The organism is Nocardia transvalensis, assembly GCF_015477765.1.
Classification (GTDB): domain Bacteria; phylum Actinomycetota; class Actinomycetes; order Mycobacteriales; family Mycobacteriaceae; genus Nocardia; species Nocardia transvalensis_A.
Genome location: NZ_JADLQQ010000003.1, coordinates 94949 through 120146 on the forward strand (window position 1 = coordinate 94949; position 25198 = coordinate 120146).

Genomic DNA, 25198 nt, shown 5'->3' on the forward strand with positions numbered 1-25198 from the left:
TCGTGATCGTTTCGCGGTCGAGTCGGAACCTCGTCGAGCCCCACCGCGGCGCGGCTGGCAGACTTGCGTGACATGCGCGGAATCATCCTGGCCGGAGGCACCGGATCCCGGTTACACCCGATCACGCGCGGGGTGAGCAAACAGCTGGTCCCGGTCTACGACAAGCCGATGGTGTACTACCCGCTGTCGACTCTCATGCTGGCCGACATCCGGGACATCCTGGTGATCACCACCCCGGAGGACGCGGAGTCGTTCCGGCGGCTGCTGGGCGACGGATCGCAGTACGGCGTGGCGCTCAGCTACGTCGTGCAGCCCGAACCGGACGGGTTGGCCCGGGCGTTCGTGCTGGGCGCGGACCACATCGGCACCGACTCCGCCGCACTCGTGCTGGGCGACAATATCTTTCACGGGCCAGGACTGGGCACCCGGTTGCGCCGGTTCCAGGGGCTGGACGGCGGCGCGGTGTTCGCCTACTGGGTCTCGGACCCCAGTGCCTACGGCGTGGTCGAATTCTCCGGCGGTAAGGCCATTTCCATCGAGGAGAAACCGAAGCTGCCGCGCTCCAACTACGCCATTCCGGGGCTGTATTTCTACGACAACGACGTGGTCGAGATCGCGCGCGGCCTGCAACCCTCGGCGCGGGGCGAATACGAGATCACCGATATCAACCGCACCTACCTGGAGCAGGGCCGACTGCAGGTCGATGTATTGGCTCGCGGCACCGCCTGGCTGGACACCGGCACCTTCGATTCGCTGCTGGACGCGTCCAACTACGTGCGGACCATCGAGGAGCGGCAGGGCCTGAAGATCGGGGTGCCCGAGGAGGTCGCCTGGCGGATGGGCTTCATCGACGACGAACAGCTCTGCCGGCTGGCCGAACCGCTCGTCCGGTCCGGTTACGGCAGCTATCTGCTCGGATTGCTGGAACGTGGACGGGATTGGTGAGTATGCAGATTCGGGAACTCGCGGTACCGGGTGCGTGGGAGTTCACCCCGACCCTGCGCGGCGACGAGCGCGGCATCTTCGCCGAGACGTTCAAGGCCTCGGAATTCGAGAAGGTGGTCGGCCGCCCGTTCGACCTGTTGCAGGTCAACACCTCCACCTCGGCCGCGGGCGTCCTGCGCGGCATCCACTACACCGAGGATCCCCCCGGACAGGCCAAGTACGTGACCTGCCCGCGCGGAGCATTCGTGGACGTCGTAGTGGACCTGCGCCCCGGCTCACCAACCTTCGGCGCCTGGGACAGCGTGGTGATCGACGACGTCCACCGCCGCTCCGTATTCCTGTCCGAGGGCCTGGGCCATGCCCTGCTGTCCCTCGAGGACGAGTCCACGGTCATCTACCTGTGCTCACTCGAGTACTCCCCCGAATTCGACCACGACCTCGACGCTTTCGATCCGGATCTGGGTATCGACTGGCCGACCATCGGGCGTGGCGGCCAACCCCTGACCTTCATCCGCTCCGCGAAGGATGCCGCCGCACCTCCACTGAGGGCTCTGTTTCCGGACAAGGAGCCGGAATAACGCGCTGTCTCGCCACAGCCCCACCACTTTCACCCGTATCAGCGCTTTTCTTCAACCAAACGTTCGTTGAGCGCGCGGCTCAGCTGTCACTGCAACAGGTCGGCGATGTCGACTGCGGCAGTCATCAGGACCAATATCGGAACGACTTTGGATGCGGGTATGTGATAGGTGCCGCGGCCGTGCTGTTCGACGATCTTTGCCGACGATAGCGCGCGCATGTGGTGATAGAGCTGGCCGGTGGAGGTGAGGCCGACGGCTTCCGCCAGCTCGGTACTCGTGCGCGGACCGTCTAGGAGCGTCTGGACCAGTGCCTGCCGGACTGGATGTCCGAGCGCGGCGAGCACTTCGACCCGAGCGTTGGCGGGCAGTTGGAGTACCGATGCCGCGCTGTAGCGGATGGTCCAGTCGAGTTCGCCGTTGAAGTCGACGCTGCCGTGGTATTCGATGAATCCGCGCGCGGAGTCGTCGGTGCGGGGGCGCCCCTCCAGGGCTTCAATCCGCGCCTCCAACTCGGCGAGCTTGGCCTCGACATCGGTCATACGGCACACGTTAACCGGAACAACATATCCGGCTCTGCCATGGCGCGGATGAGCAGTTCCTGCCAGCTGTAACTTTCCAGCGCGGTGAAATACTCGGTCTCCGACATATGGCGATTGAGCAGAACCGCGGTCGCGACGGTGCCGTCAGCGCGGCGCAGGTAGAACGCATCGGTCAGGATGCCGGGATACGAACCGCCCTTGAAGCCCATCGCAACGAACCCGTCCGGCGCCGGTTGCCATTCCAGTTGTGCGCGCGCGATATCCGCGCCGGGACCGAAGCTGCCGGTGGCGATCGCACGGTGCATCGACGCAAGTTGGCGTGCCGATCCTGTCGGTGTCGTGTGGGCCCACGACGCTAAATAATCGTAGGACGGCGGCAGTGGTTTCGATTGCATCGCAGCGCGATACGCCTGGTCGTTGGCATAGCGTCGCGCCGCGGTCCACGCGTCGCCGACCCCTGGCTCGAGCAAGCGAATCACGTCGCCGAGTTTCGAGGACGGCAGGTAATCGTGCCACCCGCCCGCGTCGGCGGCGTCGATCAGCGCACGGTCGCCGAGGCGGTCGCGCAGGTAATCCGGAACAGCGTTGTCACTTTCGCGGATCATCGCGCTGACCATCTGGTCGAGGGTGACCGTGTCTCCGGGCAGCCGGGTCCGTGCGTGTTCGTGCGCCGCCCCGTCGGTGCCCGGGAAGTACCAGCGCTCCCATTCGGTGACGGGGATGCGTTCCTGCGGGTCGAGTGTTCCCGCCGCGACCGCGCGGGCGTAGGCCGCCAGCGGGACGACCTTCACAGCCGAGGCGATGGGCTGCTGGTCGTCGACGCGACGTCCTACGGTGCGACCGTGCCCGTCGTCGACGGCGATCGAGATGTTGTCCGGATCCTGGTGGATCTGGCCCAGCCACCCCTCGGCCGAGGTCACGCCCGCGGCCGGGATCGGTGCGCACGCCTTGTCCGTGGTCGGATGGTTCGAGCACCCCGCGAGCGTGGGCAGCGACGCGGCGACGACGATTGCGAGCTTGCGCAGCATTCCCACTCCCGTAAATCCGTAATTCCGTAATAGCGGACAATCAGACGGTAGTCGTCGCAACGGTCGATGTCGAGGCGTCTCAGGGGTATCGGTTCGTAGACGAAAGCCGCGGTAGGCGAATCTGGTTCGCGTACCGCGGCTTTCGCGTTTCGTTACTCAGGCGGCTGCCAGTTCTGGCTCCTCCTCGGGGGTGAGCACCGACCCGGGGGCCTTGCGCTTGGGGAGGAAGTGGGTCAGGGCTACCAGGGCGCCGATGATGCTGACTGCGCCTGCGAACAGGAGGCCCGGCTTGTAGGTGTCGAGCATTGCGGACGGGGAGGTGTCGGTGTGGGTGCCCGAGGTGACGATCGCGGTGCTGATCGCCAGCACGATGGCGGCGCCGACCTGCATCGAGGTCTGCAGCACACCGGCGGCCAGGCCCTGCTCGTCGTCATCGATACCGTTGGTGGCCTGGATGTTGATGGCCGGGAAGCCGATCCAGCCGATGCCGATCAGCAGCACCGCGGGCAGGATGATCGTGAGGTAGGAGGGCTCGGTGTTCAGTCGCAGGAACAGCAGGTAGCCGATGCTCATCACGACCGTGGTGACCGCGATGATCGGGCCGGTGCCGAACCGGTCGACCAGCTTGTCGGAGAAGACCGAGGACAGCGCCACCAGCAGACCCACCGGCAGCAGCGCCATGGCCAGCTTCAGCGGCGACCAGCCCAGGGTGTCCTGCATGAACAGGGTCACGATGAACTGCCAGCTGAAGTAGGAGCCCGCCACGGCGATGATCACCAGGCTGGCCCGCACCAGCGACGCCTTGCGCAGGATGCCGAGGCGAATCAGCGGATGCCGCACCCGATTCTCGACCGCGACGAAGGCCACGAACAGCGCGATCACCGCGGCGAACGAACCGACCGTTCGAGCCGAACCCCAGCCGGCCTCCGGCGCGGAGACGACGGTGTAGACCAGCAGCAGCATGGCGGCGGTGGAGAACAGCGCACCCAGCAGATCGTGTCCACCCTCCTCGGCGGGCTTGTCCTTGGGGACGAGGAATGCGGCGGCGACCAAGGCGGCCAAGGCGATCGGCACGGGGAGCAGGAAGGTCCAGCGCCAGCCGAGTCCGGTCATCAGACCGCCGAACACCAGGCCCATCGAATAGCCGCCCGCACCGAACACGGTGTAGATGGACAGGGCCTTGTTGCGCGCCGGGCCCTCGGCGAAGTTGGTGGTGATGATCGACAGGCCGGTCGGGGCGGTGAACGCCGCGGCCAGGCCCTTGATGAAGCGGGTCAGGATCAGCAGCGGGCCGGAGCTGACCAGACCGCCGGCCAGCGAGGCCACCGCGAACACCGCGAGCGCGATCAGGAAGACCTTGCGGCGGCCGAGCAGATCGGCGGTGCGGCCGCCGAGCAGCAGGAGGCCGCCGTACCCCAGGACGTAGCCGCTGACCAGCCACTGCAGGGTCGAGGTGCCCAGGCCGAGTTCGCCGCCGATGGACGGCAGGGCGACGCCGACCATCGACACGTCGAGGCCGTCGAGGAACAGAACGATGCACAGGGTGATCAATAGGCCCCAGAGTCGGGCCGGCCACCGGGTGGCGGCCGCGGCGGCGGCCTGAAGTGTTGCCGTAGAAGTCACGAGCGGGAACGTTACATGCACGTGCATTAAATGCGCAAGCATTAAATGCGGTTGCATAGGACTGCTGTGGCCACTAAGATGGCCGCATGCCCAAGCCGTCGACAGCGTCCGTCGACCGGCCCGGAACCGCCGAACAGGCTGCTCATTCCGGACTGGTGAGTGAGTGGCGCGATCTCTTGGCCAAGCACGCCGCCGTCACGTGCGCCCTGGAGAAGGAGCTGCAGAGCCGGCACCACATCGGGCTCAGCGAATTCGAAACCCTGGACCGCTTGGTGGACGCCTCCTGCGAGACCTACCGCATGAGCGAATTGGCCTGCGATATCTATCTGAGCCAGAGCGCGCTCTCGCGCGCGGTCGGCCGGCTGGAACGCGAGGGCCTGGTCGACCGCACGATGTGCACCGACGACCGCCGCTCCATCTATGTCTGCCTCACCGACAAGGGGCGGGCGCTCCATGCCGCGGCAGCCCCCACCCATCGGCAGGTGCTCGCGCGCACGCTGGGGTGACGGTCAGAGGGTGGTCAAGGCGCGATCTATCGCCTCGCGCGCGTCGACGGCCACCGACTTGATGCTGGCGAAAGCCGCACGGTAGCGGTCGATTTCGTGTTCCTTGTCGAAATAGGCCGAGCCGGTGAAGGTTTCGACGTAGACCACGGGGGGTTCCGGGAGATCGCCTGCCTCGGTATCGAATTCGAGCAGGACGAACCGGCCCGAATTCAGCCCGTCGTGATACCCGGAATCGTCGGGCACCAACCGGATTTCGACCGTGGGCAGATCGCACATGCGGCGCAGATGCTCGAGCTGGCCGATGGTGACCTCGCGGTCGCCGATCCGCCGGCGCAGCATCGATTCGGTGATCACGGCGTCCAACCGCACCGGCGCCTCGGCGCGGGCGAGCAGGGCCTGACGCGCGACACGGACCGCGATGCGACGGTCCATTTCGGTCGCCGACATGTCCGGCCGCGCGGCGGACAACATTGCCCGCGTATAGGACTCGGTCTGCAGCAGACCCGGCACCAGCTCGTTTTCATAGGTGCACAGCCGGCTCGCCGCCTCCTCCAGCCCGATGTACACCTCGAAACCTTCCGCGATCACATCGCCGTATTCGGCCCACCAGCCGCGCGCCTTGGTTTCGCGGGCCAATGCGGTCAGCGGCTCCACCACATCGGCCGGGGCGCCGTAGATCTTGCACATGGCCTCGACGTCGAGGCCGCGCAGGGAGGTCTGTCCCGTCTCGATGCGCCAGATCTTGGCCTCCGACCATTCCAGCCGCTGCGCCGCCACCCGCGTCGTCATGCGGGCGCGATTGCGCAGGTCACGGAGGCGGCGGCCCAACTGCCGCCGCGGCATCGTCGAACCGGTGATCCCCTGAGATACAGCCATATTTCCCCCTGCGTCCGTGCGCCGATCGTACTCGCTCGCACAGCCCGCCGAACGGCAAAAACCTTACGCCGTACCCGGATTCGATCATCCGGATACGCGAACGGATTGTCGCACAACAACAATGCCCGCCGGACGCTGTCGACCGGACACCGGACGCGATGGCACATGTGCGCCAAAAAGTTTTACTTACGGGTGGAGCGCTTGCGGAACCGCCAGAACTGGACCGCCCGCACATCCTCGGAGAGTTGGTTGACCGGCTCGGCCACATCCGACAGCGCCTGGAACAGATCGTCGGCGAGGGCATTGATGTGCTCCACCCGATTCGCCAGTCGTGAGGCGTTGACCAGGAATTCCAGGGCCAGCCGCACCGACGCCGCGATGGTCAGCCCCAGCGGCACCGCCACCACCACCGCGAAGACGAGGCCGAGCAGCATCGACACCTGCCACAGCAACGCGATCGACACGATCGGCACGGCGAAGGCGAAGGCCAGACCGAGAATGTAGGCCAGCGGCAGCAGGGTGCGCGTCGCGGGACGGCGGAACTGGATATCGAACAGGGCGCGCACGGCCGCCAGCACCCACGCGCCGAAGGCGCCAGGACTGCGGAACGGCTCGGCGGGCCTGTCCTGCTCGTCCTCTTCCACTTGCCGCGACAACCGCCGCGTCGCCGACTCCCGCCACGCGATGCCGAGTCCGATTTCGTCGCGGGCGGGGCCCTCCGTGGATACGCGGGCTGCCGCCTCCGGGCCTGACCTCCCGCGCCGACGGGGCTCGGCCTCGTAGTCGCCCTCATCCGGCACCGGTGCGGCGGGCTCATCAGTCATATGCCAAATCCTCTCCCGGTCACGCGGGACCGGCAACGCCGGCCGCTCCCGGACTGCCCCGGGCTTCCGAGGGGAAACTTTCAGCGACAACGCATTTGATTCACAGGTCCGAAGCCGACCGTGGTTGTCGTGCAAAGTTCACAAACCACCCATCCCCGAGTCATAGCCGGGGCGAATCAATTTGGCGATCTTGTGACGAATGCGACGTTGAGCAAGAAAGTTTCGTGAACCTGTAACACCGCCGATGGCCGGGGTCGATTAGTCCCATGAACACCGAAGCAGGACCTGATTTATCCGGGGAATGGAGAAGACAGTGCGTACGACGTTTCCGACTTCCGTCCCGGCGGCTGCCCTGGCCGCCAGCGCGCAGGACTACATCCGGCGCGGCTGGACGGTCGCCGAAACGGCCAACGGCGTCTGCCTCATCACCGACGAGAACGTAGCGGGCATCGAGGTCACCGGCGAACTCGCCGCCACCGCGCGCCGCTTCCTGCGGGCCAACACCCTGTCCGGGCCGGTGATCGAGATTCCGGGGCCGGAGCGCCGCGAGATCCACCTGGTCACCGGTGTCGGCAAGGCCGCGATGGCGCTGGAGGCGCTGCGCAAGGCCGGCATCACCGTCTACACCGACGGCGACGGCATCCCGCTGCCCCCGACCCAGCTGTCCGCCGGCTCTGCGTGCTGGGGCGTGGCCCCGAACGAGGCCCGCTGGGTGCCGCCGGTGGTCGCCGTCGCCGCCGCGGTGCGTGCAGCCGTTTCCGGCCGTAAGCCCCAACTGGCCTCCATCGCCAGCTGAGGGATCAGCCGCACAGAACCGAACAGCCGGGAGGCCGTGGACCGCGGGGTCCGCGGTCTCCTCGGTGTTTGCGGAGATTTCCGTTTCACATCTCGGCAAACCGGTAGATGATTGGTGCTATGACGAGCGTCACGGACGGCACCCGGACAATGCTGCGTACCTGCCCGCTGTGTGAGGCGGTCTGCGGGCTGCAGATCAGCCTCGACGCGCACGGTCATGTGGTGGGGGTGCGCGGAGATCGGGAGGATCCGTTCAGCCGGGGGTTCATCTGCCCGAAGGGCGCCAGCCTGGGGCGGTTGGACGAGGATCCGGATCGGCTGAGCGAGCCGATGATTCGTGACCGGGCCACCGACACCTGGCGCACGGCCTCCTGGGAGGAGGCGTTCGACCTGATCGCCGAGCGGTTCCCGGCGGTGGTCACCGAACACGGGAGGCAGGCCGGGGCGCTGTATGTGGGCAATCCCAATGCCCACACCATCGCGGGCGCGATGTACCTGCCGGTGCTGATCCGCGCGCTGAGCACCCGCAACTTCTATTCCGCCAGCACCGCCGATCAGATGCCCAAGCAGGTGGCCGCGGGACTGATGTTCGGTGATCCGCTCACCGTCCCGGTCCCGGATCTGGACCGTACCGACTATCTGCTGATGCTCGGCGCCAATCCGGTGGAGTCCAACGGCTCGCTGTGCACCGCACCCGATTTCCCGGGGCGGCTGAAGGCGCTGCGCGCGCGTGGCGGCCGGCTCGTGGTGGTGGACCCACGGCGCACCCGGACGGCGAAACTGGCCGACGAGCATCTGTTCATCCGGCCCGGCAGCGATGCCTATCTGCTGTTCGGCATCGTGCACACGCTGTTCGCCGAGAATCTCACCGACGTGCGGATCGAGGCGAACGGCATCGACGAGATTCGCGCGGCAGCACGAGAATTCACCCCGGACGCGGTCGCCGAACGGACCGGGATACCGGCCGAGACCGTCGTGCGGCTGGCCCGCGAACTGGCCGCCGCACCGACCGCGGCCGTCTACGCCCGCATCGGCACCTGCACCGCCGAATTCGGCACCCTGACCCAGTGGCTGGTGGACGTGATCAACGTGCTCACCGGCAATCTCGACCGGCCGGGCGGCGCCATGTTCGCCACCGCCGCCGCGCTCGGCATCGTCCGCACTCGCCCGTTCCGCACCGGGCGCTGGACCAGCCGGGTGCGCGGATTGCCCGAGGCCATGGGCGAATTCCCGGTCGCGACGCTGGCCGATGAGATCCTGACGCCCGGCGAGGGCCAGGTGCGGGCGTTGATCACGGTCGCGGGCAATCCGGTGCTGTCGGCGCCCAGCGGTGCGCGGCTGGATGTGGCCCTGGCCGAATTGGACTTCATGGTCAGTGTCGACCGCTATCTCAACGAGACCACCCGGCATGCCGATGTCATTCTGCCGCCGCCGCGCACGCTGCAGTCGCCGCACTACGACTTCGCCCTGCTGCAGTTCGCGGTGCACAACTACGCCCGATATTCACGGCCGCTACTGCCCCCGGGCGACGGCCCCTCGGAGCCGGAGATTCTGGCGCGGCTGGCGGTCGCGATATCGGGACAGGCTCCGGAACCCGATCGCGATCCGCTGGAATCGGTCGACGAGCTGATCATCGCGGGCACCCTGCACAAGGCGGGGCTGCTGGATCGGCGCGGCGAACTGCTGGGCGACAACAGCACCGAACAGCGCATCGACATGATGCTGCGGCTCGGCCCGTATGGGGAGTGGAATGGCGGCACGCTGAATTTGCAGGTGTTGCTGGACAATCCGCACGGTATCGATCTCGGCCCCCTGCAGCCGCGACTGCCCGGTGTGCTGCTGACGGCCTCGAAGAAGGTGGAGCTCGCCCCGCAACAGCTGCTCGACGATGTCGCCCGGCTGCGCGACAAACTCGCCGAGACGGCACCGCCGGTGGTGCTGATCGGCCGACGGCAGTTGCGCTCCAACAACAGCTGGATGCACAACGTGTCCACACTGGTCGGCGGGTCCAACACCTGCACCCTGCACATCCATCCGGACGATATTTCCCGGCTGGGCCTCGGCGAGCAGGCGGTGATCAAATCCGCGGCGGGCAGTCTCACCGTGCCGCTGGAGCCGACCGAGGAGATCATGCCCGGCGTGGTGAGCCTGCCACACGGGTGGGGCCACGCCGACAGCGCGCAGACGGTGGCGCGGGAGCATGCGGGCGTGAACGCCAATGTGCTCACCGACGATTCGATGGTCGACGTGCCGTCGGGGAATGCGGTGTTCAACGGGGTTCCGGTGACGTTGACCCCCGCCTAGGAGCATGGCGGGACCGATAGGCAACCGATATTGCCGACCGGTCTGCATGTGTAAGGGGGATGACGGACCGGTCGGCCTGGACAAGATCGGGCAAACCGCGCAACCAAGACAATGCAGGATTGCGAAAATCCCACTATTCCAATCGAACTCGGCCTCGCGACTGCTTCGTGAGCGTTAGCATCTACTCGGCAACTCGCAAAACAAGCTCTTGCCGCGGCTCTCGCGGCAGGGCATCCTCACTCGAACAACGTTCGGTCCTACAGGATTTCGCATGCGTGCGGAGCCTTGCGCGCGCGGATCCCGGCTACCCGAGGGGACGTGAAATGCCCGGTACGAGATGTGGCAGCGACGGCGAGCGGGAACTCCAGGAGCGCTTCGGGACCCAGGACCGGGCCGAACGTTTCTATGCGGAACAGGTGCTGGATCGGTTGAACCCGCAGATGATCGACTTCGTTCGACAGATGGATATGGCCTTCATCGCCACCTCCGACAAGCACGGCGAATGCGATGCGAGCTTCCGGGCCGGCAAACCCGGCTTCCTCCATATCATCGACGAACGCACTCTTGCGTATCCAGAGTATCGGGGCAACGGGGTGATGGCGAGCCTCGGCAACATTCTGGAGAACCCGCATGTCGGCATCCTGATGGTCGATTTCGTGCGCGATCTGATCGGCCTGCACATCAACGGCTCGGCCCGCATCGTCGACGACAACGCGCTGCGCCGCTGCGTCCCCGACCTGCCGCCCGCCGAGCGCGGCCGCATCCCCGACCGCTGGGTGGTGGTCGATGTCGAGGAGGCCTACATCCACTGCCGCAAGCACATCCCGCACCTGGTTCCCGCCGCCCGGGAGGAGCGGCAGTGGGGTACGGACAACGTCCGCGCCAAGGGAGGCGATTTCTTCGGGGCGAAGGGCGAGTCGCGGGTTCCGGCGGAAACCATGCCGGGATGACGGACGGCGCTAGTTGATCTTGAAGATCACGGCGCGCTGGACGATGAAGTTGATCACGGTGGCGGTGCCCTGGGCGATGACGAAGGCCAGCGGCTTGTGCCACCAGGAGTCGGGCAGCGCGTAGAACAGGACCTGGTTGATGCCCACCTGGACCGCGAAAGTGACCGCATACAGCGCGACGACGGCCAGGAAGCGCTTGCGGCTCGGGGCGGCCTGGAACGTCCAGCGCCGGTTGATCAGGTAGGCGGTCGTCGTCCCCGCGATGAAGCTGATCGACTTGGCGACCGCCACCGGGAACCCGACCGCCTCCAGCAGCAGCATGTACAGGCCGAAGTCGATGATCGCCGAGAAACCGCCGGACAGCACGAAGCGGATGATCTGCGTCTTCAGGTCTACGTCCGTGCCGCCCGGCTCATCGACCAGGGGCAGCTCGGGCGGCAGAGGAAGATGGGGTTCCGCAGTCACGGGCACGAGCCTAACGGCGTGCCCTGGTCACTGCCGCCTCTGGAGTGACGCTTGCGACAAACGGCCCAAGATTCAGCCATACCTGTAGCCTCTATGCCGATGTCCACGAAAGCTCAGACCTCCACCGCCGCGGGTTCTGCCGAAAAGGCGGCAGATGGCGCGTACGCGCTTCCGACGCGCACCCGCAGGCTGACCGGATGGGGTCGCACCGCACCAACCTCCGCCGAAGTGCTTTCGACCAGCGATCCGGAGCTGATCGTCAAAGCCGTCACCATGGTCGCGGAGGACAACGAATCCAAGCCGGCGCACCTGTGCCGCGGTGTCATCGCCCGCGGGCTGGGCCGCTCCTACGGGGACCATGCGCAGAATGCGGGCGGGCTCGTCATCGATATGACGGCGCTCAACCGCATCCATCGCATCGATGCCGATACCCGGGTCGTCGATGTCGACGGCGGCGTGAGCCTGGACCAGCTGATGAAGGCCGCCCTGCCGTTCGGGCTGTGGGTACCGGTGCTGCCCGGCACCCGGCAGGTGACCATCGGCGGCGCGATCGCCTCCGATATCCACGGCAAGAACCATCACAGCGAGGGCAGCTTCGGCAACCATGTGCGCTCGATCGATCTGCTCACCGCGGATGGTCAGGTGCAGCACATCAGCCCCAAGCGCAATGCCAAGCTGTTCTGGGCGACCGTGGGCGGTAACGGCCTGACCGGCATCATCCTGCGCGCGCAGATCGAGATGACGCCGACCGAGACGGCGTATTTCATCAACGACGGCGTCAAGACGCACAGCCTCGACGAGACCATCGCCGCGCACAGCGACGGCAGCGAGGCGAACTACACGTACTCGAGTGCGTGGTTCGACGTGATGAATCCGCCGCCGAAACTGGGGCGTGCCACCATCACCCGCGGTCGGCTGGCGAAGGTGGACGAACTGCCCAAGCGGCTGCGCAAGCATCCGCTGAAATTCGATGCGCCACAGTTGATGACGGTCCCCAACATCTTCCCGAGCTGGACCGCAAACAAGCTCACCCTGGGTGCGGTCGGCGAGGCGTACTACGCGCTCGGCGGCAACTACACCGGCAAGGTCCAGAACCTCACGCAGTTCTACCACCCGCTCGACATGATTGCGGAGTGGAACCGTGCGTACGGTCCGGCCGGATTCCTGCAGTACCAGTTCGTGGTTCCGCCCGAGGCCGTCGACGAGTTCAAGAAGATCATCATCGACATCCAGGCCAGCGGGCACTATTCGGCGCTGAACGTTTTCAAGCTGTTCGGGCCGGGTAATCAAGCGCCGCTGAGCTTCCCGATGCCGGGGTGGAACATCTGCTGCGACTTCCCGATCCGGCCGGGCCTGGGCCGGCTCGTCACCGAACTCGACCGGCGCGTCATGGAATTCGGCGGGCGGCTCTACACCGCGAAGGACTCCCGTACCACCGCGGAGACCTTCCACAAGATGTATCCGCGGATCGACGAGTGGATCAAGGTCCGCCGAAGTGTCGATCCCACAGGTGTTTTCATGTCCGATATGGCGAGAAGGCTGGAGCTGCACTAGTGATCAACGCGGTAGGGAACCCGCAGGCGATTCTGCTCCTGGGTGGCACCTCGGAGATCGGTCTCGCGATCTGCGCCGAGTACCTGAAGAAGGGCCCGGCCCGCATCGTTCTCGCGGCGCTGCCCAACGATCCGCTGCGCGCGGATGCCGTGGCGAAGATGGAGGCCGCCGGGGCGTCGAAGGTCGAGGTGATCGACTTCGACGCGCTGGATGCCGAGAGCCATCCCAAGGTGATCGAGGCCGCCTGGGCCGACGGTGACATCGACGTCGCGATCGTGGCCTTCGCCCTCGACGGCGATCCGGAAGAGCTGTGGCAGAACCAGCAGAAGGCGGTTCGCGTCGCCGAGATCAACTACACCGCATCGGTTTCCGTCGGTGTGCTGCTCGGGGAGAAGATGAAGGCGCAGGGCTTCGGCCGCATCATCGTGATGTCGTCGGTGGCCGGTGAGCGAGTGCGCCGCTCGAATTTCGTCTACGGCTCGACCAAGGCCGGCCTGGACGGCTTCTACCTCGGCCTCGGTGAGGCGCTGCGCCCGTACGGCCCGCGCGTCACCGTGATCCGCCCCGGCATGGTCCGCACCCGCTTCTCGGCCCACGTCGACGAGGCCCCCCTCACCGTCGACAAGGAAGACGTGGCGGCCCTCGCCGTCACCGCCTCGGACAAGGGCAAGGAAATCGCCTGGGCCCCCGGCACCTTCCGCTGGGTAATGATGATCCTCCGCCACATCCCCCGCCCCCTCTTCCGCCGCCTCCCCATCTAGGCCTCACAAGAACCCCGCGCCGGCGCCCTAGTGGGCGCCGGCGCGGGTTATGTGAGGGGACCGGGGCGTTCGTTTGTTCCTTGGCCTACAGATGTCAGGAAGCACCCACCTCTGCCGAAATAGCGACCCCTCCTGGGCGCGACGGCAGCATCGCCCACCCTGCAAGACGGCGACTCACCCCTGAGCGCGACGACAGCATCGCCCACCCGCAAGACGACGACTCACCCCTGAGCGCGACAGCACACATTGCCCGCCCCAGTGAGACGGCGGGCCGTTCTCAGGTGCAACGGCAGCATCGCCCACCCTGCAACACGACGGCCAGCCCTCGGGCGCAACGGCAGCATCGCCCGCCCTGCAAGGCGGCGACTCGCTCCTGGGTGCGGCGGCATACCTTGCCTGCACCTGTGAGACGGCGGCTCAATTCCTGGGGGTGGTGGCTACACATTCCCCCGCTTCGGCGCCCTCTGGGGCGCCGGAGCGGGGGTTGCGGGTCTGGGTGGGGTGGCGTGGTTAGGCTGGCGCTCGGCTGATCGCGGGCGAGACGGGAATTCGGAGGCGGCGTGCGGGCACTTGGGCGGCAGGTGGGTAGTGGGCTGGGGGAGGCCGTGCTTGCGGGGGTGGTTGCGGTTGTGGTGGGGGGTGTGGGGTTGTATGCGTTTTCGACCGTGCAGTGGCCTGCGTTCAATTCGTCCAATGTGACGCGGGCCTTGACCACCGTGGGGCAGGTGGGGGCTGCGGTGGTGTTGGTTGCCTCGGTGGTGTTGATTCGGGTGCGGCGGTGGCCGTGGGTGGCGAAAGTGCTGTCCTGGGTGGGGGTTTCGGGGTTCGTGACCGTGACTCTCGGGATGCCGTTGGCGGCCACCAAGTTGTATCTGCTGGGTATTTCGGTGGATCAGGAGTTCCGTACCGAATATCTGACTCGGCTGACCGACAGTGCGGCGCTGCACGATATGACCTATGCGGACCTGCCGCCGTTCTATCCGGCCGGGTGGTTCTGGATCGGCGGGCGGGTGGCGAATCTGCTCGGGTTGTCGGGGTGGGAGACCTTCAAGCCGTATGCGATCGTCTCGCTGGCCGTGGCGTCGGTGCTGGCAACGGTATTGTGGTCCAAGCTGATTCGCGCCGATTGGGCCGTAGCCGTGGGCGCGGCGACCACGGCCGTGATGGTGGCGTTCGCCTCCCCGGAGGCATACAGCGCGGTGTTGGTGATCCTGTTCGCACCCGCGATGGTGCTGGCGTGGGGTGCGCTGCACCGGCCTGCCGAGTATTCGAGCGATGACCACAGCGCGACCGCGCACGGCTGGGGGGCGGTGCTCGGCACCGGACTGTTCCTCGGCGTGTCAGCGATGTTCTACACGCTGTTCTTCGCGATCGCGGTGTTCACGGTGGTGCTGATGGCCGTGGTGGCCTGGGGTGCGCTGCTCTGGCAGCGTCGTGCCGCTGCCATCCACCGCCACGACGTGCCACGGGCCGGGGCGCTGCGGCTGCTGTGGCCGATTCTGGCCCGACTGGTCGTCGTGGGTGTGATCGCCGGGGTGCTGGCGCTGATCACCTGGGGGCCCTATCTGCTGAAGATGGTGACGGAGCGGCCGTCGATGTCCGGCGGGACGGCGTTCCACTATCTCCCCGATTCCGGGGCACGGCTGGCCTTCCCGATGGCCGACTTCTCCCATCCGCTGCTCGCGGCGCTGTGCCTGCTCGGCACGGTCTGGCTGGTGCTGCGGGCGGGGAGTTCGCGACGGGCGCAGGCGCTGGGGATCTCGGTGGTCGCGATCTACCTGTGGTGGCTGGCGTCTATGGCGGTGACGGCGGCCGGGACGACGCTGCTGGCGTTCCGGCTCGAGCCCATCCTGCAGGTGCTGCTGGCCGCGGCCGGTGTCTTCGGATTCGCGGAGGGGGCGCGGGCGATCTTCCAGGCCGTCAACGAGCCGCCGCGGTTCCGCAGCGTGGCTGCCGCAGTCGCGGTGCTGGGTGCGCTGGCCTTCACCCAGGGCATCCCGACCGTCCTGGCCACCGAGATCACCACCGCCTACACCGACACCGACGGCAACGGGGAACGCGCCGATCAGCGCAATCCGTCCGCGGTCTCCTACTACCGGGAGATCGACGCCGCCCTCACCGCGCAGACCGGGCGGCCGCGGCACGACACCGTGGTCCTGACCGCCGACACCAGCTTCCTGTCCTACTACCCGTACTACGGCTTCCAGGCGCTCACCTCGCACTACGCCAATCCGCTGGCCGACTTCGCCGGGCGCGCCGCCGAGATCAAGCGCTGGAGCGAGCTGAAGTCGCCCGGCGAACTGCGCGAGGCGCTGAACCACAGCCCGTGGCGGGCCCCCGACGCCTTCCTGTTCCGAAGCAGCGGCGACGAGTACACCCTGCGCCTCGCGCAGGACGTCTACCCGAACGATCCCAATGTGCGCCGCTACACGGTCACCTTCCCCAAGGCGCTGTTCGAGGACCCGCACTTCCAGGTCACCGTCATCGGGCCGTTCACTCTGGTGGTGCGGCGATAGCCCGGTGTGGTGTTGTGCACAACCGATCCCTCCTGTGCATAACACTGTGGAGAACAGCATTTTCTTGTGGATAACTCCGGCTTCGGTCAGCGGGCTCACAGTAAGTCGAGGTAGCGTGGGCCGCTGATCGTTCGTCAGGAGGAGTTTCACCAGTGGTATCGGGGCGGGAAGCTGACCCAATCGCACAGGCGGAAACGGACGGCCCGATCGCGGTCGCCGAGCGGCCGACGGCCGGGCCGAAAGAACGCTGGGACTCCGAGAAGGCAGCGAGACCCTGGGGAGCCGAGAGGGCGAGTCGAGGGCGGGATCGCTTTCGTCCGGTAACCGCCCGGCTCCGCGCGGCCCGCCCCGACCTGCTCGTCGGCAGCATCTATATGGCCTTGGCCGTATTCGTGCTGTCGGGTCAGTGGCGCGACACCGAACACGGCTACCTGTTCAAGAGCGGTCAGGACCAGACCATGTGGGAATGGTTCTTCGCCGAGACCGCGCATGCCGTCGCGCATCTGGACAATCCGCTGGGCACCCGGCTGCAGAACTTCCCCGACGGCGTGAACATGATGGCCAATACCGCCATGTTCGGCGTCGGGGTGCCGCTCACGCCCGTCACGCTGCTGTTCGGGCCGACCGTCACCTTCGTGCTGGTCCTCACCGTCGGCCTGGCCGCGACGGCCTTCGCCTGGTATTGGCTGTTCTCCCGCGAACTGGTGCGCTCCCGTTTCGCCGCGGCCGTCGGCGGCCTGTTCTGCGGCTTCGCTCCCGCGATGATCTCGCACGCCAACGCGCACCCGAACTTCGTCCTGCTGGCCGCGCTCCCGGTGATCGCCGGGCTGCTGATCCGGATGGGGCGCCGGGTGACGGAGGGGGCTCCGACACGGCGGGTGCGCGATGCGACGGTGCTGGGCGTACTGGTGGCGCTGCAAATCGCGCTGGGTGAAGAGCCGCTGCTGATCTTCGCGCTGGCCTTCGGTGTGTTCGCAGTCGTCTACTACCTGCATCGGCCGCGCACCGGGCTGGCCGTCGCGCGCGGCCTGGCGCCGACGGTCGGGCTGGCCGCGCTGATCACCCTGGGGCTCACCGAGATTCCGCTGTATTGGCAGTTCTTCGGCCCGCAGAGCTATCGCTCCATCGATCACGGCCCGATGGGGAACGATCTGAAAGCCCTGGTGCAGTTCCCGTCGGAATCGCTGGGCGGGCTGTTCGCGCCGGGTCAGTATGTGGCGATCAATCCCACCGAGGAGAACGCCTATTTCGGTTGGCCGCTGCTGGTGCTGGTGGCCGTGACGACCGTCCTGCTCTGGCGCAACAACGGCGGAGCACGCAGCCCGCATCGGATCGTGAGGGCGGCGGCGAGCGTGATCGTGGTGTTCGGGGTGCTGTCACTGGGTCAGATGGCCACCCTCGGCAAGCAGCCGCTCGGGGTGAGCCTGCCCTGGAAGTGGTTGGACCGAGTGCCGCTGCTGAATACGGTTCTCGAGACCCGCTTCAGCATGGCCGCCATCCCCGCTATCGCCATCATCCTCGCGTTGGCCACCGAGCGCGCCCTCGGCTACTGGAACCTCTCGCTCACCGACTGGCGCCCGCTGGCCTGGTTCGCCGCGTTGGTGCTGGCCCTGGCGCCGCTGACGCCGACCGTGCTGCCCGTGATCCACCGCGAGTCCACCCCCGGGTTCTTCACCGACGGCACGGTGAACCGGTACGTGCGCGACGGTTCGGTGGTGATCGCGCCGCCGCCGATGCGCCTGGACGCCCGCGCGTTGCGCTGGCAGGTCGACGCGAACTTCGAATTCCCGCTCGCCGGTGGCTATTTCGTCGGTCCCACGGCGGGCAAGAAGGGCCGCTACGGTCCCGATGATCGACCGACAGCCGCGCTGCTGATGGCGGCCCGGGATACGGGGCAGGTCCCGGCCATCGACGACGCCGTGCGCGACCAGGCCCTCGCCGACCTGCGCTACTGGCAGGCCGATGTCGTGGTGCTGCCGCCCACGATCCACGGCGACGTCCTGCACACCATCCTCGACCAGCTGTTCGGCTTCCCCGGGCAGTACGTGGAGGGCATGTGGGTCTGGGACGTGCGCGAGTTGCGCTGACCCCGAGCCAGGGCCGCCGCACGACTCGGCGGTGAACTGCGCGGCACGATTCGGCGGTGGCCCGGGGATGTCGGACGGCATCTCGCGTGACGGTGGCTAGCATCGTCGATCGTGCGCGCAGACTCTCCAGCGTTGTCCCGTATTCGGCTGATCGCCCTCGTGTCGGGGGTGCTCGCGATCCTGGCGGCGGTGGTGACACCACTGCTGCCGGTGCGGCAGGACCGCGCCGCGCTGGATTGGCCGCAGCCGCAGTCGGTGAACGTCGACGCGCCGCTGGTGTCGTATGTGCCGCTGGATGTGAACCTGTCGCTGCCGTGCACGGCGATCCGGGATCTGCCCAGCGGCACCCTGATCTCGACGGTGCCGACGCAGGCGTCCGGGGCGACGTCGAAGGGCCTGGTGGCCAGGGTGACCGACGACCCCGGCGCCGGGCCGACGCTGTCGGTGCTGCTGCGCGATATCCCGCTGCTGTCCGCGCCGATCGCCGAGATCGGTGACTGCGGTGCGTTCACCGTCGCGTCGACCGCGACGGCCACCACCGCCGAGCTCAGCGGTGTTCTCCGCGCGGACGGCACGCCGTTCCGGTCGACGGTCACCGGTGACGTGCGGCCCCAGATCGTCGGCGTGTTCACCGATCTGGATCGGGCGCAGCTCGGCGGGGCGCACCTGCACGCGAATATCGACTCGCGGTTCTCCTCCAGCCCGTCGTGGCTGAAGCTGAGCGCCATCGTCGCCGCCGTGGTGTTCACGATCATCTCGCTGATCTGCCTGCACCTCATCGATACCGTCGACGGCCGGCGCCCGCGCCGGTTCCTGCCCGCGCACTGGTGGCGGTTCACCGTTACCGATGCCGTCGTGCTCGGCACGCTGGTGGTGTGGCACATCATCGGCGCCAACACCTCCGACGACGGCTACATCCTGAATATGGCTCGGGCGTCGAAACATTCGGGCTACATGTCCAACTACTACCGCTGGTTCGGGGTGGCCGAGGCCCCGTTCGGCTGGCCCTACGAGGTGCTGGCCTGGATGACCCGGGTCAGTGACTCCAGCCCGTGGATGCGGTTGCCCGCGCTGCTGGCCGGGGTGCTGTGCTGGCTGGTGATCAGCCGGGAAGTCCTGCCGCGCTTGGGCGCTCGCGTGCGCAGGGACGGAATCGTGCGCTGGACAGCGGGATTGGTGTTCCTCGTCGCCTGGCTGCCCTACGACAACGGCCTGCGGCCGGAGCCGCTGATCGCCCTGGGTGCGCTGCTCACCTGGTGCTCCATCGAGCGCGCCATCGCGACCGGCCGCCTGCTGCCCGCCGCGATCGGGGTGCTCATCGCGGCGTTCTCGCTGGCCGCGGGGCCGACGGGGCTGATCTGCGTTGCCGCGCTGATCGCGGGGTCGCGGCCGGTGCTGATGCACGTCATCAAGCGGGCGCGCTTGGGTTCCGGCGGAAACCTCCTGCGGTACGGGGCTCTGCTGGCGCCCGGTGCCGCCGCCGGGACCTTGGTGCTGGTGGTGGTTTTCGCGGATCAGACGCTGGCGTCGGTGCTGGAGGCCACTCGGGTGCGCAAGATCATCGGGCCCAATGTGGCCTGGTTCGACGAACGCACCCGGTGGGATTCGCTGCTCATGCTGTCGCCCGACGGGTCGCTGGCCCGCCGCTTCGGCATCCTGGGCATGCTGCTGTGCCTGGGTGTCTGTGTCCTGGTGATGCTGCGCAAGGGCGGCCGGGTGCCGGGCACCTCGCGGGGGCCGTCGGCGCGCATTCTCGGCATCGTATTCATGGCACTGCTGTTGATGATGTTCACGCCCACCAAGTGGACCCATCATTTCGGTGTCTACGCCGGGCTGGCCGGATCGTTGGCCGCACTGACCGCGGTTGCGGTGGGCGTCAACGGAATTCGCGCGCCGTACAACCGGTCGCTGTTCGCGGCGGCCGTATTCTTCCTGCTGGCGATCACCTTCACCGGATCCAACGGCTGGTGGTACGTGTCCAGCTACGGCGTGCCCTGGTGGGACAAGGCGCCGATGATCGCCGGGAAGGGGTTCTCCACACTGTTCCTCGGGCTGGCCGTGCTGTGCCTACTGCTGGCGGCCTGGCAGTACTATCGCGAGCCTTACCGAAAGGGCCAGCCCCGCAAGCGTTTCGACAAATTCGCCATCGAACCGCTCACCATCGCCGCCGCGGCCATGGTGCTGTTCGAGGTGGCGTCGCTGGTTAAGGCCGCCGCCACGCAGTACCCGGCATATTCGATCGCCGAGTCGAATCTGCGTGCGCTGGGCGGTAATTCGTGTGCCCTCGCCGAGGAGGTGCTGGCCGAGACCGATACCGCGGACTCGTTGCTGCAGCCCTACACCGGATCCGCGGCCGACGGCCTCGCCGCCGAGAATGCCGGATTCACCCCGAACGGCGTCGCGAGCGATCTCACCGCCGATGCGGAGGAAACCGTCAGCGGCGGCGCCAATTCGGTGGACTCCGATTCCGAGAACAAGACCACCCGCACGACCCAGGCGGGCACGGGCGGCGGCACCACCGCACAGCCCGGCATCAACGGCAGCACCGTCGCGCTGCCGTTCGGCCTGGACCCGGCCCGCACTCCCGTGATGGGCAGCTACACCACCGGCGACAAGCAGCAGGCGCACCTCACGTCGCAGTGGTACCGGCTCGACCTCGCGGGCGCCCGCACCGATCCCGCCTACCAGGTGCTGGTGGTCACCGCGGCGGGCCGGATCAAATCGGTGAACAAGGACGGCGTCGTGACCTACGGGCAGGATCTTCGCGTCGAATTCGGTCACCGCGGCGACGACGGCACCGTAGAGTCGCTCGGATCGTTCGTGCCCTTGGATATCGGCGGCGCCCCGTCCTGGCGCAATATGCGGGTGCCGCTGGACCGGATGCCGGAGCAGACCAATGCGGTTCGCATCGTCGCCGTCGCTAACGACCTCACCCCGCGGCAGTGGCTGGCGGTGACACCCCCGCGCCTGCCGAAGCTCGCCACGCTGAACTCCGTGGTCGGGCGCACCGCCCCGGTTCTGGAGGACTGGCACGTGGGCCTGGCGTTCCCGTGCCAGCGCCCGTTCGACCACAAGGACGGCGTGGCCGAGGTCCCGGCCTGGCGCATCCTCCCCGACCGGGTCGGCTCGGATGCCTCCAACGCCTGGCAGGACGATATCGGCGGCGGCCCCCTCGGCTGGACCGGCCTGCTGCTCGAGGCCCGGACCGTGCCCGCCTACCTCGACCACGACTGGGGCCGCGACTGGGGATCGCTGGAAAAGTTCACCCCGTACGTCCCCACGGCCCAACCGGCCACCATCGGCGTCACGGTCGAAAGTCATTGGGGCTGGGCCAAGGATGTGCCGATCAAGGCACGGTAGTGAAGGGACGGACAGCGAAGTGGGCGCGGGCGCGGGTGTGAGTTTCGAGTGAACAGCGTCACTCGGGGCGCGGGCAGATAACATCTGCATCCGTGCCCGACGCCGCTACTGCTGTCTTGACCGAACCTACGGCCGCCGCTCCCGCGGCGACGCCGCGCGATTTCCGCACCGCCCGATTGATCGCGATGGTCGCGGGCCTGTTGGGGGCGCTGTTCGCGCTCGCCACGCCGTTTCTGCCGGTCGAGCAGACCACGGCGGAGGTGAACTGGCCGCAGGGTGGGAGTATCGGCAATGTCGAGGCGCCGCTGATGTCGCAGGTGCCGGTGGACCTGCGGGCGAGCATTCCGTGTTCGCTGGTCGACCAGCTGCCGCAGGGCGGCATTCTGCTCAATACGGCTCCGCAGCAAGGCGATCGGGCGGCGTTGGAGGGCATGTTCGTCCGCGTCACACCGGATTCGGTGGACGTCATGGACCGCAATGCCATCGTGGCATCGGCGAAGCGGTCGCAGCTCGGCGAGTGCACCTCGATCACCATCACCTCCGACATCAATCGCACCTACGCCAAGTTCGAGGGGATGTCCACCCAGGTCGAGCGGCCGGTGCCGGGCGGCCCGGCGGGCGCGACCGAGACGGTCACGGTGCCGGTCGAGGGCACGCTGAACGGCGATCTACGGCCGCAGGTGGTCGGCATCTTCTCCGATCTGCAGGGCCCCGCCCCGGCCGGCCTGTCGTTCCACATGACCGTCGACACCCGATTCACCTCCACACCCACGTGGATCAAGCTGGTGGCGATGATCGCGGCCGTGCTGTGCACGCTGATCGCGCTGGCCGCGCTGGGACGGCTGGACACCGGCGACGGCCGCGGCCACCGGCGCATCCTGCCCGCGAACTGGCTGAAGCCGACCTGGGCCGACGGCGCCATCGTCGGCACCCTGCTGGTGTGGCACTTCCTCGGCGCCAACACCTCCGACGACGGCTACATCCTGGGCATGGTGCGGGTGGCCCCGCACGCCAGCTATATGGCCAACTACTTCCGCTGGTACGGCGTGCCCGAGGCGCCGTTCGGCTGGTACTACTACGTGATCCAGGCCTTCGCGCAGATCTCCACGGCCAGCGTGTGGGTCCGAATTCCCGCGCTGCTGTGCGGAATTCTGTGCTGGATGGTGATCAGCCGCGAGGTGGTCCCCCGGCTGGGCCGGGGCGTGCGCACCTCCAAGGTGGCGCTGTGGACCGGTGGGCTGGTGTTCCTGGCCTTCTGGCTGCCCTACGACAACGGCCTGCGCTCCGAGCCCATCGTGGCGCTGGGCGCGCTGCTGACCTGGGTCTCGATCGAACGTGCCATCGCCACCGGGCGGCTGCTGCCCGCCGCGGTCGCGGTCCTGATCGCGGCGTTCACCCTGGCCGCCGCGCCGACCGGTCTGATGTGTGTGGCCGCCCTGCTGGCCGGTATCCGGCCGCTGGTGCGGATCGTGGTGCGCAGGCATAGGGAGCTGGCCGCCCGCAGCGGAAAGGGCTTCGGCGCCACCCTCTGGGGTTCGACGCTGCCCCTGCTGGCACCCGTCGCGGCGGCCGGATTCCTGGTGCTCACCGTCGTCTACAGCGATCAGACCTTCGCCGCCATCCAGGAGGCCGACCGGGTACGCAAGGTCACCGGGCCGAATCTGGCCTGGTACGAGGACTATCTGCGCTACTACTACCTGTTCGTGCAGACCGTCGACGGCTCGCTGTCGCGTCGGTTCGCCTTCCTCGTGATGATCCTGTGCCTGGTCACCACCGCGCTGGTGCTGCTGCGGCGGCGCCGGGTGCCGGGCATCTCCAGCGGCCCGACGTGGCGGTTGATCGGCGTGGTGTTCGGGACGATCTTCTTCATGATGTTCAACCCGACGAAGTGGACCCACCACTTCGGCGCCTATGCGGGCATTGCGGGTTCGCTGGCCGCGGTGACCGCGGTGGCGGTATCGGCGACGGCGCTGCGCTCGCGCAAGAACCGCACCGTGTTCCTGGCCGCGCTGCTGTTCATGCTGGCTGTGACGTTCTCGGGCATCAACGGCTACTGGTATGTGTCCAGCTTCGGAGTGCCGTGGTTCGACAAGACCGTCTCCCTGCAGGGCCACCAGTCCAACACCCTGGTACTGATCCTGTTCGGGCTGGCGCTGGCGCTGGTCGGCTGGCAGGCGTTGCGGGAGGACTACACCAAACCTCCGGCGAGCCCGAAGACCGCGCGCGGCAGGCGCATTCGCAAGTTCGCCGCGATTCCGCTGACCGTCGTGGCGGCGCTGATGGTGGCCTTCGAGGTGCTGTCGCTGGTGAAGGGTGCGGCGGCGCAGTATCCGGCGTACTCGCTGGCACGCGCGAATTTCGATGCAATACGCGGCAATTCGTGCGGCCTGGCCAATGACGTTCTGGTGGAGTCGAATCCGAATGCCGGGCGGTTGAATCCGATCATCGATCCGGCCAACCCGCCGAAGAACGACGATCCGCTGGCCGGTGCCGATCCGACCGGCTTCGATCCCAATGGCGTGCCGACCGATCTGAAGGCCGATTCGGTCGAGGTGAAGCCGGGTACCGGCAACACCTCCAACCAGTCGGTGGGCGCCAACTTCGCGGAGGGCCAGAACGCGGGCACCGGCGGCGGCCGCATCGCCGAGCCGGGTATCAACGGCAGCACCGTGGCGCTGCCGTTCGGTCTGGACCCGAAGACCACGCCGGTGATGGGCAGCTACCAGCAGGGCATGCAGCAGACCGCGCACCTGACCTCCAGCTGGTACGAGCTGCCGCCGCGGTCGGACGATTCGCCGCTGGTGGTCATCACCGCCGCCGGGCGCATCCTGTCGTTCGATCAGACCGGGTCGCTGCAGTACGGGCAGGATCTGCAACTGGAGTACGGCAAGCGCCAGCCCGACGGCAGCGTGCTGGCCGAGGGTAAATACGTGCCGCGTGATATCGGCCCGGCCCCGTCGTGGCGCAACCTGCGGGTGCCGCTGTCGGAGATCTCGCCCGATGCCGATGCGGTGCGCATCGTCGCCAACCGGAACGTGCTGATCGGCGATCAGTGGCTGGCATTCACGCCGCCGCGTGTGCCGAAGCTGCAGACGCTCAACACCTTCCTCGGCTCGAAGCAGCCGATCCTGGAGGACTGGGCGGTGGGCCTGCAGTTCCCGTGCCAGCAGCCGTTCCTGCATCGCAACGGGGTCGCCGATATGCCGAACTACCGGATCAAGCCGGACCGGCCGCTGGCGGTGAGCTCCACCGACACCTGGCAGGCCGAGGAGTTCGGCGGGCCGCTCGGTTTCGCGAATATGCTGGCCGGGGCCACCACGATCCCGACCTATCTGAAGGACGACTGGGCCCGCGACTGGGGTTCGCTCGAGCGCTACGACCGGTACTACACCGACGCCCGGCCCGCCGAGGTCGTCACCGGCACCGCGACCCGCTCCGGCTTCTGGTCGCCGGGGCAGATGCGGGTGTTCTGATTTCCGGCAGGATG

The 25198-nt window shown here is 67.5% G+C and carries 18 protein-coding genes; 12 read left to right on the forward strand and 6 right to left on the reverse strand.

Annotated features, from left to right (window positions below; genetic code table 11):
• The first annotated feature begins 72 nt into the window (after positions 1-72).
• Together rfbA and IU452_RS08510 are read left to right on the forward strand one after the other, a co-directional pair.
• Complete coding sequence (rfbA, locus tag IU452_RS08505; protein ID WP_195108407.1) at positions 73-945, forward strand: glucose-1-phosphate thymidylyltransferase RfbA; 873 nt, start codon at positions 73-75, stop codon at positions 943-945.
• A 2-nt stretch (positions 946-947) separates the two neighbouring features.
• Entirely contained in the window at positions 948-1523 is a 576-nt protein-coding gene (locus tag IU452_RS08510) for a dTDP-4-dehydrorhamnose 3,5-epimerase family protein (protein WP_195108961.1), read from the forward strand.
• Between the two features lie 86 nt (positions 1524-1609).
• Here IU452_RS08510 and IU452_RS08515 read toward each other — a convergent pair whose 3' ends face one another.
• The 3 genes from IU452_RS08515 to IU452_RS08525 form a co-directional block, all read right to left on the reverse strand.
• Positions 1610-2062, reverse strand: a complete 453-nt coding sequence (locus tag IU452_RS08515) for an ArsR/SmtB family transcription factor (RefSeq protein WP_195108408.1) — start codon at positions 2060-2062, stop codon at positions 1610-1612.
• Positions 2059-3090 carry a serine hydrolase gene (locus IU452_RS08520; protein ID WP_195108409.1) on the reverse strand — a complete coding sequence of 344 codons (1032 nt, stop codon included), beginning with the start codon at positions 3088-3090 and terminating at the stop codon, positions 2059-2061. The genes IU452_RS08515 and IU452_RS08520 overlap by 4 nt, the downstream gene beginning before the upstream one ends.
• Before the next feature lie 156 nt (positions 3091-3246).
• A complete protein-coding gene (locus IU452_RS08525) occupies positions 3247-4713 on the reverse strand; it encodes an MFS transporter (RefSeq protein ID WP_324192505.1) in 1467 nt (488 codons plus the stop codon).
• An 86-nt stretch (positions 4714-4799) separates the two neighbouring features.
• Here IU452_RS08525 and IU452_RS08530 point away from each other — a divergent pair, with 86 nt between their 5' ends.
• On the forward strand, positions 4800-5219 hold the full coding sequence (locus tag IU452_RS08530) for a MarR family winged helix-turn-helix transcriptional regulator (protein WP_195108411.1): 420 nt from the start codon (positions 4800-4802) through the stop codon (positions 5217-5219).
• Positions 5220-5222: 3 nt separating this feature from the next.
• Here IU452_RS08530 and IU452_RS08535 read toward each other — a convergent pair whose 3' ends face one another.
• On the reverse strand, positions 5223-6095 hold the full coding sequence (locus tag IU452_RS08535; protein ID WP_195108412.1) for a helix-turn-helix domain-containing protein: 873 nt from the start codon (positions 6093-6095) through the stop codon (positions 5223-5225).
• A 182-nt stretch (positions 6096-6277) separates the two neighbouring features.
• Positions 6278-6919 (reverse strand): DUF4282 domain-containing protein, encoded by a 642-nt coding sequence (locus tag IU452_RS08540; protein WP_195108413.1) that lies wholly within the window; start codon positions 6917-6919, stop codon positions 6278-6280.
• Positions 6920-7232: 313 nt separating this feature from the next.
• On the opposite strand from IU452_RS08540, the gene IU452_RS08545 reads away from it, so the two are divergent.
• From IU452_RS08545 to IU452_RS08555, 3 genes are all read left to right on the forward strand, one after another.
• Positions 7233-7715 carry a hypothetical protein gene (locus IU452_RS08545; RefSeq protein WP_324192506.1) on the forward strand — a complete coding sequence of 161 codons (483 nt, stop codon included), beginning with the start codon at positions 7233-7235 and terminating at the stop codon, positions 7713-7715.
• Positions 7716-7834: 119 nt separating this feature from the next.
• On the forward strand, positions 7835-10018 hold the full coding sequence (locus IU452_RS08550; protein ID WP_195108415.1) for a molybdopterin-dependent oxidoreductase: 2184 nt from the start codon (positions 7835-7837) through the stop codon (positions 10016-10018).
• Positions 10019-10341: 323 nt separating this feature from the next.
• A complete protein-coding gene (locus IU452_RS08555; RefSeq protein ID WP_195108416.1) occupies positions 10342-10968 on the forward strand; it encodes a pyridoxamine 5'-phosphate oxidase family protein in 627 nt (208 codons plus the stop codon).
• A 9-nt stretch (positions 10969-10977) separates the two neighbouring features.
• Here the strand turns inward: IU452_RS08555 and IU452_RS08560 are convergent, their stop codons facing one another.
• The gene (locus IU452_RS08560) at positions 10978-11439 is read right to left on the reverse strand and encodes a GtrA family protein (RefSeq protein WP_324192507.1); all 462 of its coding nucleotides are present in this window, start codon (positions 11437-11439) and stop codon (positions 10978-10980) included.
• 93 nt (positions 11440-11532) lie between these two features.
• On the opposite strand from IU452_RS08560, the gene IU452_RS08565 reads away from it, so the two are divergent.
• The 6 genes from IU452_RS08565 to IU452_RS08590 all read left to right on the forward strand — a co-directional run bounded on the left by IU452_RS08565 (position 11533) and on the right by IU452_RS08590 (position 25184).
• Complete coding sequence (locus IU452_RS08565; RefSeq protein WP_195108417.1) at positions 11533-12987, forward strand: FAD-binding oxidoreductase; 1455 nt, start codon at positions 11533-11535, stop codon at positions 12985-12987.
• The gene (locus IU452_RS08570) at positions 12987-13748 is read left to right on the forward strand and encodes a decaprenylphospho-beta-D-erythro-pentofuranosid-2-ulose 2-reductase (protein ID WP_195108418.1); all 762 of its coding nucleotides are present in this window, start codon (positions 12987-12989) and stop codon (positions 13746-13748) included. The genes IU452_RS08565 and IU452_RS08570 overlap by 1 nt, the downstream gene beginning before the upstream one ends.
• 560 nt (positions 13749-14308) lie before the next feature.
• Positions 14309-16264, forward strand: a complete 1956-nt coding sequence (locus tag IU452_RS08575; protein ID WP_195108419.1) for a galactan 5-O-arabinofuranosyltransferase — start codon at positions 14309-14311, stop codon at positions 16262-16264.
• 374 nt (positions 16265-16638) lie between these two features.
• Positions 16639-18351, forward strand: a complete 1713-nt coding sequence (locus IU452_RS08580; protein WP_228817068.1) for a glycosyl transferase — start codon at positions 16639-16641, stop codon at positions 18349-18351.
• A 111-nt stretch (positions 18352-18462) separates the two neighbouring features.
• Positions 18463-21711, forward strand: a complete 3249-nt coding sequence (locus IU452_RS08585; protein WP_324192508.1) for an arabinosyltransferase domain-containing protein — start codon at positions 18463-18465, stop codon at positions 21709-21711.
• A gap of 92 nt (positions 21712-21803) precedes the next feature.
• Positions 21804-25184, forward strand: coding sequence for an arabinosyltransferase domain-containing protein (locus IU452_RS08590; RefSeq protein ID WP_195108421.1), 3381 nt, complete (start codon positions 21804-21806; stop codon positions 25182-25184).
• Positions 25185-25198 lie beyond the last annotated feature (14 nt).

What these genes read in the sequence shown, in the direction of transcription:
- rfbA (WP_195108407.1), top strand. Translation starts at nt 73, where the DNA reads ATGCGCGGAATCATCCTGGCCGGAGGCACCGGATCCCGGTTACACCCG.
- IU452_RS08510 (WP_195108961.1), top strand. Translation starts at nt 948, where the DNA reads ATGCAGATTCGGGAACTCGCGGTACCGGGTGCGTGGGAGTTCACCCCG.
- IU452_RS08515 (WP_195108408.1), bottom strand. Translation starts at nt 2,062, where the DNA reads ATGACCGATGTCGAGGCCAAGCTCGCCGAGTTGGAGGCGCGGATTGAA.
- IU452_RS08520 (WP_195108409.1), bottom strand. Translation starts at nt 3,090, where the DNA reads ATGCTGCGCAAGCTCGCAATCGTCGTCGCCGCGTCGCTGCCCACGCTC.
- IU452_RS08530 (WP_195108411.1), top strand. Translation starts at nt 4,800, where the DNA reads ATGCCCAAGCCGTCGACAGCGTCCGTCGACCGGCCCGGAACCGCCGAA.
- IU452_RS08535 (WP_195108412.1), bottom strand. Translation starts at nt 6,095, where the DNA reads ATGGCTGTATCTCAGGGGATCACCGGTTCGACGATGCCGCGGCGGCAG.
- IU452_RS08540 (WP_195108413.1), bottom strand. Translation starts at nt 6,919, where the DNA reads ATGACTGATGAGCCCGCCGCACCGGTGCCGGATGAGGGCGACTACGAG.
- IU452_RS08550 (WP_195108415.1), top strand. Translation starts at nt 7,835, where the DNA reads ATGACGAGCGTCACGGACGGCACCCGGACAATGCTGCGTACCTGCCCG.
- IU452_RS08555 (WP_195108416.1), top strand. Translation starts at nt 10,342, where the DNA reads ATGCCCGGTACGAGATGTGGCAGCGACGGCGAGCGGGAACTCCAGGAG.
- IU452_RS08565 (WP_195108417.1), top strand. Translation starts at nt 11,533, where the DNA reads ATGTCCACGAAAGCTCAGACCTCCACCGCCGCGGGTTCTGCCGAAAAG.
- IU452_RS08580 (WP_228817068.1), top strand. Translation starts at nt 16,639, where the DNA reads ATGGCCTTGGCCGTATTCGTGCTGTCGGGTCAGTGGCGCGACACCGAA.